This is a genomic window from Pseudonocardia sp. Cha107L01, from assembly GCF_052566575.1.
On record NZ_CP199579.1, the window covers coordinates 357,128 to 370,314 of the forward strand.

Here is a 13,187-nt window from a genome sequence, read left to right on the forward strand (position 1 = left end):
GATGTTTGACCGGAGACCAGTATGAAGAAGCTCATCAATGACCCGGCCGATTTGGTCACCGACGCGCTGCGTGGAATGGCCGCGGCGCACAGCGAGCTGCGCGTGGACCTGGACAACAAGATTGTCTACCGGGCGGACGCCCCGGTACAGGGCAAAGTAGGGCTGGTGTCCGGCGGCGGCTCCGGCCACGAACCGCTGCACGGTGGCTTCGTCGGGCTCGGCATGCTGGACGCCGCCTGCGCCGGCGAGGTGTTCACCTCCCCCGTGCCCGACCAGGTGGTGGCCGCGACCCAGGGCGTCAACGGTGGCGCCGGCGTACTGCACATCGTGAAGAACTACACCGGCGACGTGATGAACTTCGAGATGGCCGCCGAGCTGGCCGCCGCCGAGAACGACGTCGAGGTGGCCGTCGTGGTCACCAACGACGACGTGGCCGTGCAGGACAGCACCTACACCGCCGGCCGGCGCGGCGTCGGCGGCACCGTGCTGGTGGAGAAGATCGCCGGCGCCGCGGCCGAGGAGGGCCGCAAGCTCTCCGAGGTCGCCGAGCTGGCCGGCCGGGTCAACGCGAACGCCCGGAGCATGGGCATGGCACTGACCTCGTGCACGGTGCCGGCGGCGGGCAAGCCGACGTTCGACCTGCCGGACAACGAGATGGAGATCGGCATCGGGATCCACGGCGAGCCGGGCCGGCGGCGGGTACCGATGGCCCCGGCGCGCGAGGTCGCCGAGCAGCTGATCGAGCCGATCCTGGCCGACCTGGACTTCACCGGCGGCGACGGCGTGCTCGCGTTCGTCAACGGCATGGGCGGCACCCCGCTGCTGGAGCTGTACCTGATGTACCAGGAAGTGGCGACCATCCTGGACCGGGCAGGCGTCCGGGTGGTCCGCTCGCTGGTCGGCCCGTACATCACCAGCCTGGAGATGGCCGGCTGCTCGGTGACGCTGCTGAAGTTGGACGACGAGATGTTGCGGCTGTGGGACGCGCCGGTGCGCACCCCGGGGCTGCGCTGGGGGGTCTGAGGCCGATGAGTGACATCGACACCACGGTGGTCGACAGCGCCGCGCTGACCCGGTGGGTCACCGAGTTCGCGCGGCTGATCGGTGAGCAGCACAACCAGCTCACCGATCTGGACGCGGCCATCGGCGACGCCGACCACGGCACCAACATGAGCCGAGGTATGTCCGCCGTGCTCGCCGCGCTGCCCGATCCCGCGCAGACCCAGCCGGCCGCGCTGCTCAAGAAGGTGGCCAGCACGCTCATCAGCTCGGTCGGCGGCGCGAGCGGTCCGCTGTACGGGACGTTCTTCCTGCGGATGGCCACCGCGACCGGGTTGGTCGACGGGTTGGACGGGCCGGGGTTCGCGAAGGCGCTGCGGGCCGGCGTGGACGGCGTGGTGGCCCGGGGCAAGGCCGAGCTCGGTGACAAGACGATGTTCGACGCGCTGTCCCCGGCGGTGGCCGCGCTGGACGACGCACTCGCCGCCGGCAGCCCGCTGGCGGACGCGCTGCGGGCGGCAGCGGCGGCGGCGGCCGACGGGCGGGACGCCACCACGCCGCTGGTCGCACGCAAGGGGCGGGCCAGCTACCTGGGCGAACGCAGCGCCGGGCACCAGGACCCCGGCGCCACCTCGGCCGCGCTGCTGGTCGCCGCGACGTCGGCCCTGACTGCCCCCGGCGCGGGAGGCTGAGCGGCGCGGTGGTCGGGATCGTCGTCGTTTCACACAGCCGGCCGCTGGCCGACGCCGCCGTGGCGCTGGCCACCGAGATGCTGACCGGTCAGCCGGTACCCATCGAGGTGGCCGCCGGGTTGGACGAGCACACCTTCGGCACCGACGCGGCCCAGATCGTCACCGCGATCACCGATGCCGACGCCGGTGGCGGTGCCGGTTCCGGTTCCGGTGGCGGTGCCGGTTCCGGTGGCGGTGCCGGTTGCGGTGGTGTGGTGGTGCTGATGGACCTGGGCAGCGCCGTGCTGTCCGCCGAGCTCGCGCTGGAGCTGCTGGACGACGAGCTGCGCGAACGGGTGCTGCTCTGCCCGGCGCCGCTGGTGGAAGGGCTCGTGGTTGCCGCGGTCAGTGCCGCCGGCGGGGCCAGCCGGGCCGAGGTCGCCGCCGAGGCGTCCGCCGCGCTGGCCGGCAAGCTCGCCCAGCTCGGTGAGCCCGCCGGCGGTGGGCCCGCCGACACGGGAGCGGTCGACGCGGGAGCGGCGGACGTGGGGACCGGCACGGCAGCGGCGCACGTGGGCGCGCCGGCGGACTCGGGGACCGGCACGGGCGGCCCGCGCACCGGGTTGACCGGCTCGTTCACCGTGGTCAACCCGCACGGCCTGCACGCCCGACCGGCCGCCACGCTGGCCAGCCGGGCTCGGGGCCTCGACGCCCGCATCGAGCTGCGCAACCACACCACCGGCTCCGGCTGGGTACCGGCAACCAGCCTGTCCAAACTCGGCACCCTGGGCGCGCTGGCGGGCCACCAGCTGGACGTCCGCGCGGAGGGCAGCCAGGCCAGGGAGGCCCTCGACCAGCTGCTCGAGCTCGCCGCCAGGGCGTTCGACGAGCAGCCCGCCGGGACGGCCGCCCCGCGCTCGCCCTCCCGTGAGACCGGGGCGGCCGCGGCCCGGTCGGCTCCGGGCGGCGGTCCCCGGGCACCGATCGGCGCCTCCCCGGGACTGGGCATCGGCCTCGCGTTTCCGTTCGGTGACGCCCGGAAGGCCATCACCGATGCGGTACCCGAGACCGGCGCGGGCACCCTCGGCGCGGACACCCCCGCCGAGGACCCGGCAACCGAGTGGCGGCGCCTCGAAGCGGCGATGGACACCGCCCGCCAGGGCATCGAACGGGTGCGGGCGCGCGCGGCCGACCAGGTCGGCGACCACGAGGCCGGCATCTTCGACGCGCACCTCGCGCTGCTCGACGACCCCGAGCTGCGGGACGGCACCCGCGCCAGGATCGACGCGGGACAGGCGGCCGGACCGGCGTGGGCGGCCACGGTCACCGAGGCGCACGACGTGATCGCCGCACTGCCGGACCCGTACCTGAGCGCCCGGGCCGCCGACGTCCGCTCGGTCGGCGACCAGGTGCTGCTCGCGCTGGCCGGCGAGGTGGCCGAGGCAGTCAGCCCGGAGGGCGTGCTGGTGGCCTCGGATCTCACCCCGGCCGAGGCAGCCGGGCTGGACCGCGACCGGGTCGACGCGGTGCTGCTCGCCTACGGCAGCCCGACCGCGCACAGCGTCATCCTGCTCCGCGCGCTCGGCATCCCGGCGGTCGTCGGGGCCGGGCCGACGGTGCTCGACATCGCCGCCGGCACCCCGCTCGCGGTGGACGGCACCCGGGGTGAGCTGGTCATCGACCCCACCGCCGAGGTCCAGCGCGGCTTCCGGGACCGGGCGCGGACGCTCGCCGAGGGCCAACGGCAGGCGCAGGACAGGGCAGCCGAGCCGGCGAGCACCCGGGACGGCACCCCGATCCCGGTCGCGGCCAACCTCGGCTCGGTGGCCGACGCGGTGACCGCCGCCGCCGCCGGGGCCGACCTGGCCGGGCTGGTCCGCACCGAGTTCCTGTTCCTGGACCGGGACCACGCCCCGGACGCCGACGAGCAGGAGACCACCTACCGGGAGATCGCGGCCGCGATGGGCGGGCGCCGGATCACCCTGCGCACCCTGGACGTGGGCGGCGACAAGCCGCTGAGCTACCTGCCCACCCCGGTCGAGGCCAACCCGTTCCTCGGACTACGTGGGATCCGGCTCGCACTGGCGCGCCCCGAGTTGTTGGCCGAGCAGCTGCTGGCCGTCGCGCGGGTCGCGCACGACATCCCGGTCGACCTGATGTTCCCGATGATCAGCACGCTCGACGAGCTGTTCGCCGCCCGCCGTGCCCTCGACGACGCGATCAAGCGGGTCGGCCGGGGCGAACCACCGGAGCTGCGGGTAGGCATCATGGTCGAGGTCCCGGCCGCCGCGCTCAAGGCCGCCGTCTTCGCCCCGCACGTGGACTTCTTCAGCATCGGCACCAACGACCTGACCCAGTACGCGCTGGCCGCCGAACGCGGCAACGACGCCGTCGCCGAGCTCGGTGACCCGCTCGACCCGGGTGTGCTGCGGCTGATCGACGCGGTCTGCGTGGCCGCCGGGGACCACACGCTGGTGGCCGTCTGCGGCGAGTTGGCCGCCGACGAACAGGCCGCCGCCCTGCTACTGGGCCTCGGCGTCCGCGAGCTCAGTGTCACCCCGCGCGCCATCCCCCGGGTCAAACAGGCGATCCGCGCGGTGACCCTGACCGAGGCGCGCCACCTGGCCGCCGCCGCCCTGACCGCGGAAAGCGCCACCGCCGTCCGCGCCCTCCTCAGCTAGGCGCTCACACAGCCCGCGCCACGCTCACACAGCCGCCCAGGCCGCTGTGTCGAGCCACGCGGGCTGTGTGAGCGGAGGATCGGCGGAGCGGCGGGTCGGCGGAGCGGCGGGTCAGCGGGCTGCTCGGCGGGCGGTTATGTCGGCGCGCAGGGCGTTCTTGTCGATCTTGCCTACCTTGGTGACCGGGAGCTCGGGCACGGTGACCAGCTCCTCCGGCAGCTTGAACCGGGCCACCTCGGCGGCCTCCATGGACGACCTGATCTCGGCCAGGGTGATCGTTGCGCCGGCGCGCGGCACCACGTACACGCAGATCCGCTCGCCCAGCTCGCGGTCGGGCATGGCGACCGCGGCGACCTGGCTGACCGCCGGCAGCTGGTAGACCAGGTTCTCCACCTCTTCGGCGGACACGTTCTCGCCGGCACGGTTGATCATGTCTTTGTCCCGGCCCTCGACGATCAGGTTGCCCGCCGGGGTGCGCCGGCAGATGTCTCCGCTGCGGTACCAGCCGTCCTCGGTGAACGCACGGGCGTTCTGCTCGGCGGCCCGGTAGTAGCCGCGCGGGGTGTACGGACCGCGGGTGAGCAGCGAGCCCGGTGCGCCGTCCGGCACGTCCCGGTCGTGCTCGTCGACCAGCCGGATCTCGTCGTCCGGGCACAGCGGCCGGCCCTGGGTGCCCAGGATGACCGCCTCCGGGTCGTCCAGGCGGGTGTAGTTGAGCAGCCCCTCCGCCATCCCGAACACCTGTTGCAGGGTGGCCCCGAGCACCGGGCGCACCCGTTTGGCCAGCTCGTCGGCGATCCGCGCGCCACCCACCTGCAACACCCGCAGCGTGCGCAGCTGCTCCGCGCCGTGCTCGGTGGCGTGCTCCAGCCAGCGGCTGGCCACCGCCGGCACCACCGCGGTGTGGGTGACCCGCTCGGCGGCGATGGCGGCGAACGCGCGGGCCGGCTCGGGCGTGGGCAGCAGCACCACCCGGCCGCCGAGGAGCAGGGTGCCCAGGATGCCCGGGCAGGCCAGCGGGAAGTTGTGCCCGGCCGGCAGGCTGACCAGGTAGACCGTGTCCGCGTCGACACCGCAGACCGGCGCGCTGGCCAGTGCGTTGTAGGCGTAGTCGTCGTGCGTCCTGACGATCAGCTTGGGCAGGCCGGTGGTGCCGCCGGAGAGCAGGAGCACCGCCACGTCCCGACTGCTCGGCGCTCCCCCGTCAGGGCCGGCGACATCGGCATCGAAATCGGGGGGGTCGGCATCGAGGTCGGCTGGGGTCGCCGGACCGCAGAGCGCGCGCAGGTCGGTGCTGCCGGCGACCAGGTCGTCGCCCGCCACCAGCACCAGCCGAGGGCCGGTCAGGCCGGTGGCCAACTCGTGCGCCAGCTTCTGGTGGTCGAAGTCGCGGATCCGGTCCGGCACCGCGATCGCGGCCGCCTCGGTGTGCGCCACCAGGTGGCCCAGCTCGGTCCGCCGGTGCGCCGGCAGCGCCATCACCGGCACGATCCCGGCGTGCAGGCAGGCCAGCGTGAGCACCACGAACTCCCAGCCGTTCGGCAGCTGCAGCACGATCCGGTCACCCGCGCACAGGCCCAGTGCCCGCAGCCGCCCGGCCGCCGCCCTCGACCGGTCCAGCAGCTCGCGGTGGCTCAGCCGCACCTCGGCCTCGATCAGCGCGGTGTCGATCGGCGCGGGCACGTTCCGCGCGGGCACGTTCGGCGCGGGCACGATGAGCGCGGGGGCGTCCGGGGTCCGCTCGGCCGCCTCCGCCAGCAGCGAGCCGAACGTCCGCCCGGCCCAGTAGCCGGCGCGGACGTAGCGCTCGGCGTACTCCGCCGGCCACGGCACCACCCCGTCACCGATCGCGCTGGCCATCGGGCTCCTCCCAACGGCGGCGCGCCTCGGCGGACAGCCCGACCAGATCGGCCCGGCCGGCCAGCACGGTGGTCACCGCCCGGTCGCGGTCCAGCTCGTCGTCCAGCAACAACACGGGCACCCGGTGCCCGAGCCGGGCCTGCTCACAGAGCAGCGTTCGGGTCAACGCGGTACCGCCGTACACCGCGACCAGTACCGGTTCGGCGGCCACCAGGCTGGCGAGCAGCTCGAGCGCGGCCGGCAGCCCGCCCTCGTCGTCCGGCGCGCACAGCCGGGCACCCCAATGCCGCCCGGGTGGCCCTGTCCCGGATCGCAGCGCCAGCTCGAAGCCGCTGCCCGGCTCGAGCGCGAGGTCGCCGGCGACGGTCAGCACCCGCCCCTTCAGCGTCACCCCGGCCAGCGTCAGCTCACTGTCCAGCGGCTCCGCGCCGTGCCCGCTGGACCAGGCCCGGTGGCTGTCGGCAACGAAGTCGGGGGCGCGGCGGGCCAGCCGCTGATCGGTGATGCTGCGGGACAGGAAGTGGTAGCCGAACTGCCATGGCTCGAAGTTGTCGTGGTAGCGACCGAAGTGCTCCCACCAGCTCAGCGACGGCCGCGCGGAGTCCTGGATGGCGCGCACCGAGGGCTGTGCGGCGGCCTCGTACGCGGCCAGCGCGGCACCGAGGTCGGCCCGGTGCTCGACGATCGCGGCGCTCAGCGCCACCGCGTCCTCCATGGCCATCTTGGTGCCGGAGCCGACCGAGAAGTGCGCCGTGTGCACCGCGTCGCCGAGCAGTGCCACCGGCCTCGGCGCGAGCGTGCTCCAGCGCTCGGTGCGCCGGGTGCGGAAGTTGCCCCAGCGGGAGTTGTTCACCAGCATCCGGCGGCCGCCGAGCTGCTCGGCGAACAGCTCCTCCAGGTACGCCTTGGACGCGAGGTCGCTGGGCCCGGGCGGTTGGCCGACGTCGAAACCGTCCAGCCCGGCCGCCCGCCATGACTCCTCATCGGTCTCCACGATGAACGTGCTGACCTCGGTACTGATCGGGTAGCCGTGCACCGCGAACACGCCGTGCGGCCCGCGCTCGTGCACGAAGGTCAGCCCGTCGAACAGGTAGTCGGTGCCGAACCAGATGAACTTCGCGGCGGCCGTCCGCACCGACTCGCCCAGGTCGACGCCGAACTCCTCGGCCAGCTCGCGGCGGATCGCCGAGCCGGTGCCGTCGGCGGCCACCACCAGGTCGTGGTCGCCGAGCTCCGCCAGCCGCGCCTCGTGGTCGAAGCGCAGCTCGGCGCCGGAGTGCGCGGCCCGGTCCTGCATGAGCCGCAGCAGGGTGTGCCGGGAGACCGCGGCCATCCCGTTCCCGCCGCAGCGGATCCGCTCGCCCTTCAGCCGCACCTCGATCTGGTCCCAGTGCCGGCCGTGCCGCGCCAGCGCTTCGCGCAGTACCGGGTCGGCGGCGTGGATGCCGGCCAGCGTGCGGTCGGAGAACACCACGCCGAAGCCGAACGTGTCGCCCGCCCGGTTCCGCTCGAAGACGGTGACCTCGATGTCCGGTGCGGCCCGGCGCAGCAACGTGGCCAGGAACAGACCGCCGGGGCCGCCGCCGACCACGGCCACCCGCATCGTCGCGTGTCCCACCGTGTCGCCTCCCGTGCCGCCGGATCCTGACCGGGCCGTCGAGCCCCACCAACATACAACGACTCAGATACGAGTGACTGATATTCAAAACTATTGGAGCACCGCCAGGCGGTTCCTCCGGAGGCAGGTCCGGGCCCCGGCTCGACCCCCCGGCCGGCCCGCCCGGCACCCCCGACCGGCCCGCCCGGCACCCCCGGCCGGCCCGCCCGTCACCCCCGGCCGGTCACCCGACGACGGCCGCCCCGGCGGTGCCGATCAGCTCGTCGACCCGGGCCTCGGCGGCGGCCCGCAACTCACCGTGCGCCCGCAGGAACACCTCGTGCGCCTCGCGGCCGAGCCAGCCCTCGGGCAGCAGCTCCGGCGGCAGGTCCGGGTCGCGGAACGGGAAGAGGCGGTAGTCGTGGATCAACCGCATGCGCTCCACCAGGGCGTCCGCGCCGCAGAGTGCACCTGCCCGGTAGTCGTCCAGCCTCGGGCGGTAGCGGTCCAGCAGCTCGGCGTAGCTCCGGTTCAGCGCGTCCAGGTCCCATGCCCTGGCGGCCAGCTCGCGGTCCGCCTCGACGCCGGTGGACCGGGAGTGGAACGTGTCCAGCCGCACCACCCGCCCCTCGGCCGGATCCCGCTCGGCGAGCTCCTGTTCGACCTGGGCGAGCCGGTCGTGCGGACTGACCCAGACCGCCGGAGCGAGCTGACCGAAGCCGAGCCACGCGAGCTTCTTGCGCAGCTGGTCGCGCAGCGCCCGGTCCGCCTCCGGCACCGAGTAGATGACCATGCGCCACTGTCCGTCCCACGGCCCGGCGGCCCGGTCGAAGATGCGTGACCGGCCCTCGTCGAGCAGCCGCCAGGCCTCGTCGGTGAGCAGGTAGGTGGTCTCCCGGCCGTCCCGCCTGCTGTGCAGCCACCCCTCCGCGCGCAGCCGGGTGGCCACCACCCGCACCGTCGTCTCGGCCACCCCGAAGCAGCCCATCAGGGCAATCAGGCCGCGCAGCCGGACCGCGCCGCCCGAGTACCTGAGGTAGTCGCCGAACAGGTCGAACACGAGCGACCGAGCCTTCACCGCACCCCCGACTCCACAACAAGTTGCGAATCGCACACCGTGCACCCAAAGATACAACTCGTCGACACCGGAGAGAATGCGCGACCGCTATAGTGACGCCAACCGTCTAGTAAGCCGCCGCGCACGCCACCAGCTGGATCCGGAGACCGCCGATGACGATCGCCAGCACGCCCACCGGGCGGCCGCGCGACCCCGGCGTCGACCGGCGGATCACCCAGGCCGCCGTCGAGGTGTTCGGCGAGGCCGGGTGGGCCGGGTTCAGCCTGGAGGCGGTAGCGCGGCGCGCTGGCGTCGGCAAGGCGTCGATCTACCTGCGCTGGCCGACCAAGGAGCGGCTGCTGGGCGACGCGTTGGCCGCCCGGGTCGCGAACGTGGCGGACGCCGACACCGGCACGCTGCGCGGCGACCTGGTCCACCTGGCCCGCCAGCTGCTCGAGCTGCACGTGGGCGACACCCACCCGGCGGTGCTGCGGCTGGGGGTGGAGGCGGCCAGCATCCCCGAGGTGGCGCGGCGCTGGGCAGACCTGCAGGAGTCGCAGGTCCTGGCCGCCCGCGCGATGGTGCGCCGGGGCATCCGGCGGGGCGACGTGCCGGCCGACACCTCGGTGACCCTGCTGCTGGACACCCTGTGCGGCGGCGTCCTGATGCACGTCATCACCACGCCGACCCAGCTGCGCGAACAGCTCGCCGCCGACGTCGACGGTTACGCCAACCGGCTCGTCGACTTCCTGCTCCGCTCGGTCCTCAGTGCCTAGGAGCGCCCTGTTGCGGACGGTTGCCGTACCGGATAGTTTCCGATTTCAGACGACTGTCGTCTAGTAAAGCGAGGCCCGCATGGCGAGCAGTTCCGACCTCGATCCCCGGACCCCGGTTCTGGTCGGCGTGGGACAGGCCTCGGAGCGCCTCGACGACCCCGGCTACCGGCGCCTGTCCGCCGTCGAGCTGGCCGCGGCGGCCGCCCGTGCGGCGCTCGAGGACACCGGCGCCGAGCCGGCCGCGCTCGCCGCCGCCATCGACACGGTCGCCGGTATCCGCCAGTTCGAGATCTCCACCCCGGTGGCGACGGCGCCGCTCGGCCGCTCCGACAACTACCCGAGGTCGGTCGCCCGGCGCCTCGGCGCCGACCCGGCCCGCGCCATCCTGGAGGTCGCCGGCGGCCAGGGTCCCCAGCACCTCGTCAACGAGCTGGGCGCGGGGATCGCGGCCGGTACCGCCGAGGTCGTGCTGATCTTCGGCTCCGAGGCGATCTCCACCGTCCGGCACCTGGCCGGCGCACCGGACAGGCCCGACTTCACCGAGCACGTGGACGGTGACCTGGAGGACCGCGGCTTCGGCATCGCCGGCCTGGTGACCCGCCAGCAGGTGGCGCACGGGCTGGTCGACGCGCCGTCGCAGTACGCGCTGTGCGAGAACGCCCGCCGGGGCCGGCTCAAGCAGTCCCGCGAGGAGTACGCGGCGGGCATGGGCGAGCTGTTCGCGCCGTTCACCACGGTCGCGGCGGCCAACCCGCACGCGGCGGCGCCCACCGAGCGCGACGCCGCCGAGCTGAGCACCCCGAGCGAGGCGAACCGCCCGATCGCCGACCCGTACACCCGCTACCTGGTGGCCCGGGACCAGGTCAACCAGGGCGCCGCGGCGGTGCTCATGTCGGTGGCCGCCGCCCGCCGCCTGGGCGTGCCGGAGAACCGCTGGGTGTTCCTGCACGGGTTCGCCGACCTGCGCGAGCAGTCCCTGCTGGAGCGGATCGACCTGGGGGCCGGCCCAGCCTCGGTGCTCGCCGCCCAGCACGCGCTGGAGCTGGCCGGGATCGGCGTCGAGGCCCTGGCCACGGTCGATCTGTACAGCTGCTTCCCGATCGCCGTGTCCAACGTCAGCGAGGGCGTCGGCCTGACCGCCACCGACTCGCGCCCGCTGACCCTCACCGGCGGGCTGCCGTTCTTCGGCGGCGCGGGCAACAACTACTCGATGCACGCGATCGCGGAGACCGTGCACCGGCTGCGCGCGGCACCGGGCAGCTTCGGGCTGGTCGGCGCCAACGGCGGCATCCTGAGCAAGTACTCCGCCGGCGTCTACTCCACGACGCCGACCCCGTGGCCGGTCAGCCGGGCCGCCGCGCTGCAGGCCGAGATCGACAGCTGGCCGACGGTCGAGCTCGCTCAGCACGCCGATGGCTGGGGCACCGTGGAGACCTACACCGTGACGCACCACGGCGGCTCGCGCCACGGCATCGTGATCGGCCGCCTCGAGCGCGACGGCCGCCGCTTCATCGCCAGCACCGCGCCCGGCGACGAGGACATGCTCGCGCTCCTCGGCGACAGCGACCCGCTCGGCGCCCGGGTGTACGTCCGCTCGTTCGGCCGGGGCAACCGGGTCAGCACGTCCGAGGAGCGGATGGACCAGCTCTTCCCGCCGCGCGCGCCGGTGCCGCGGGAGGCCTACGAGCACGTGCTGGTCCGCCGGGACGGCCACCTGCTGGAGGTCACGATCAACCGGCCGGACGCGCGCAACGCACTGCACCCGCCGGCCAACGACGAGCTGGACGAGGTGTTCGACGCCTTCTTCGCCGACCCCGAGCTCTGGGTGGCCATCCTCACCGGCGCCGGCGACAAGGCCTTCTCGGCCGGCAACGACCTGGGCTACACCGCCGCCGGGAAGCCGATGTGGGTGCCCAAGAACGGGTTCGCCGGACTGACCGCGCGGCGTGGGATGACCAAGCCGGTGATCGCCGCCGTCAACGGCTACGCGATGGGCGGCGGCTGCGAGATCGCGCTGGCGTGTCACCTCGTGGTCGCCGACTCGACCGCCCAGTTCGCGCTCAGCGAGGTGAAGGTCGGCCTGGTCGCCGGCGCCGGCGGCCTGGTCCGGCTACCCAGGGCGATCCCGCCGAAGCTGGCCACCGAGCTGATCCTCACCGGTCGCCGGATCAGCGCCGAGCAGGCCCTGGACTACGGGCTGGTCAACCGGGTCACCGAGGCCGGCGGGGCACTGCCGGCCGCCCGCGCGCTGGCCGGGGAGATCCTGGCCGGCTCGCCGACCTCGGTGCGCGCGTCCCTGCAGATCATGGCCGAGACCGACGGCATCACCGACACCGTGGACGCGGTCAACCACCCGTCCACCGCGCTGGACGACATCATGGTCAGCGAGGACCTGATCGAGGGCCTCACCGCCTTCGCCCAGAAACGCACCCCCCGCTGGCGCAACCGCTGACCCCGCGAGTCGGGGCTCTCCGCACATCGAGTCGGGACTCCCATCACACCGAGTCGGGACTCCCATCACACCAGGCCGGCCCAGACCGCCTCCGGTCAGGCGGACGGCAGCGGCATCGACGGGCAGGTCGCCAGGATCCGGTCCATCGCGTCGCGCTCGGCCGGGATCACCCAGAGCCGGTACTTGGCCTTCACCGCGACCTGGCGGGCAACGTAGCGGCAGCGGTACGACTTGTTGGCCGGCAGCCAGGCGGCGGCATCGCGGTCCCGCTTGGCCTCGTTCGCCGGTCCGTCCACCGCCAATAGCTCCAGCAGGTCGCCGGCCAGCTGCGCGCGGGTCTGTTGGTCGAGCTGCTGGGCACCGGTGCGCCAGGCGTCGGCCAGCGCCACCACGTGGTCGATCTGCACCGCGGTACTGGTGTCCTGGCCGCGCACGAAGTTGATCTGCTTGCCGGTGTACGGGTCCATCAGCCGCCCGCTGGCAACCACGCAGCGCGAGCCGGGCCGCAGCCTGACCTCGGTCATGTCGCGGGCCAGCACCTGATTGCGCTGGTCGCAGCCGCTGCGGTCGACGTCCGCCCAGGCCGGTCCGAACTGGGTCCTGGCGTACCCGGTCAGTGGTGCCGGGCCCTTCACCGGCAGTTTCGCCAGCGCGGAGCGGGCGTCACCGGCTCTCGGCAGGGCCAGCGTGGCGGTGCCCGAGCTCGCCGGCGCGTTGATCGCCACCGCCGGCGTGATCACCACGTGGCCAGGAGCCGGCGACACCACCCAGCTCGCCGCGAACCCGCACCCGGTGGCCAGCGCGACGGCCAGCAAACCGGCGGCGCACCTCGACCACACCACCGAGCCACGGCCGCGACACCCACCGCTACCCCGAGAACCGCGCACCGTGTCAGACATGATCATCGACTCCAACAAGCATCGGTGCGGCCCGCAAACCGGCACAGACACCGCCGACCCAGCAGGCCGCGCAGTACGGCCCGCCACAAGCGCACCGATACTGCCCGAGGTTCGGCTCACCACCCGGCCAACACGCCGAGCGACGGAGTGATCACTTCTGGTGAGTGGTCAGGAACGCGGAGTCAGGCGCCCCCG

Annotated in this window: 9 protein-coding genes; 5 read left to right on the forward strand and 4 right to left on the reverse strand. The window is 73.8% G+C overall.

Annotated elements, in window-relative coordinates; translation table 11 throughout:
• The first annotated feature begins 21 nt into the window (after positions 1-21).
• The 3 genes from dhaK to ptsP are packed head-to-tail and all read left to right on the forward strand — an operon-like array spanning position 22 to position 4,351.
• Positions 22-1,023: a dihydroxyacetone kinase subunit DhaK gene (gene dhaK / locus ACTXG6_RS01740; protein ID WP_445185991.1), complete on the forward strand. Its 1,002-nt coding sequence runs from the start codon at positions 22-24 to the stop codon at positions 1,021-1,023.
• Between the two features lie 5 nt (positions 1,024-1,028).
• Positions 1,029-1,691: a dihydroxyacetone kinase subunit DhaL gene (gene dhaL, locus ACTXG6_RS01745; protein WP_445185992.1), complete on the forward strand. Its 663-nt coding sequence runs from the start codon at positions 1,029-1,031 to the stop codon at positions 1,689-1,691.
• A gap of 8 nt (positions 1,692-1,699) precedes the next feature.
• Entirely contained in the window at positions 1,700-4,351 is a 2,652-nt protein-coding gene (ptsP, locus tag ACTXG6_RS01750) for a phosphoenolpyruvate--protein phosphotransferase (RefSeq protein ID WP_445185993.1), read from the forward strand.
• 111 nt (positions 4,352-4,462) lie between these two features.
• Here ptsP and ACTXG6_RS01755 read toward each other — a convergent pair whose 3' ends face one another.
• The 3 genes from ACTXG6_RS01755 to ACTXG6_RS01765 all read right to left on the reverse strand — a co-directional run bounded on the left by ACTXG6_RS01755 (position 4,463) and on the right by ACTXG6_RS01765 (position 8,886).
• Complete coding sequence (locus ACTXG6_RS01755) at positions 4,463-6,211, reverse strand: (2,3-dihydroxybenzoyl)adenylate synthase (RefSeq protein ID WP_445185994.1); 1,749 nt, start codon at positions 6,209-6,211, stop codon at positions 4,463-4,465.
• Complete coding sequence (locus ACTXG6_RS01760; RefSeq protein WP_445185995.1) at positions 6,192-7,829, reverse strand: FAD-dependent monooxygenase; 1,638 nt, start codon at positions 7,827-7,829, stop codon at positions 6,192-6,194. The genes ACTXG6_RS01755 and ACTXG6_RS01760 overlap by 20 nt, the downstream gene beginning before the upstream one ends.
• 223 nt (positions 7,830-8,052) lie before the next feature.
• On the reverse strand, positions 8,053-8,886 hold the full coding sequence (locus tag ACTXG6_RS01765) for a PaaX family transcriptional regulator (RefSeq protein ID WP_445185996.1): 834 nt from the start codon (positions 8,884-8,886) through the stop codon (positions 8,053-8,055).
• 152 nt (positions 8,887-9,038) lie between these two features.
• Between ACTXG6_RS01765 and ACTXG6_RS01770 the strand changes: the two genes are divergently transcribed.
• On the forward strand, positions 9,039-9,641 hold the full coding sequence (locus tag ACTXG6_RS01770; protein WP_445185997.1) for a TetR/AcrR family transcriptional regulator: 603 nt from the start codon (positions 9,039-9,041) through the stop codon (positions 9,639-9,641).
• Between the two features lie 79 nt (positions 9,642-9,720).
• Positions 9,721-12,093, forward strand: coding sequence for an acetyl-CoA acetyltransferase (locus tag ACTXG6_RS01775; protein ID WP_445185998.1), 2,373 nt, complete (start codon positions 9,721-9,723; stop codon positions 12,091-12,093).
• Positions 12,094-12,188: 95 nt separating this feature from the next.
• On the opposite strand, the gene ACTXG6_RS01780 is transcribed toward ACTXG6_RS01775, so the two are convergent.
• Entirely contained in the window at positions 12,189-12,935 is a 747-nt protein-coding gene (locus ACTXG6_RS01780) for an HNH endonuclease family protein (RefSeq protein WP_445185999.1), read from the reverse strand.
• Between the last annotated feature and the right edge of the window lie 252 nt (positions 12,936-13,187).

Excerpts from the sequence above, each read along its gene's own strand:
- ACTXG6_RS01755 (WP_445185994.1), bottom strand. The coding sequence starts at position 6,211 with ATGGCCAGCGCGATCGGTGACGGGGTGGTGCCGTGGCCGGCGGAGTAC.
- ACTXG6_RS01770 (WP_445185997.1), top strand. The coding sequence starts at position 9,039 with ATGACGATCGCCAGCACGCCCACCGGGCGGCCGCGCGACCCCGGCGTC.
- ACTXG6_RS01775 (WP_445185998.1), top strand. The coding sequence starts at position 9,721 with ATGGCGAGCAGTTCCGACCTCGATCCCCGGACCCCGGTTCTGGTCGGC.
- dhaK (WP_445185991.1), top strand. The coding sequence starts at position 22 with ATGAAGAAGCTCATCAATGACCCGGCCGATTTGGTCACCGACGCGCTG.
- dhaL (WP_445185992.1), top strand. The coding sequence starts at position 1,029 with ATGAGTGACATCGACACCACGGTGGTCGACAGCGCCGCGCTGACCCGG.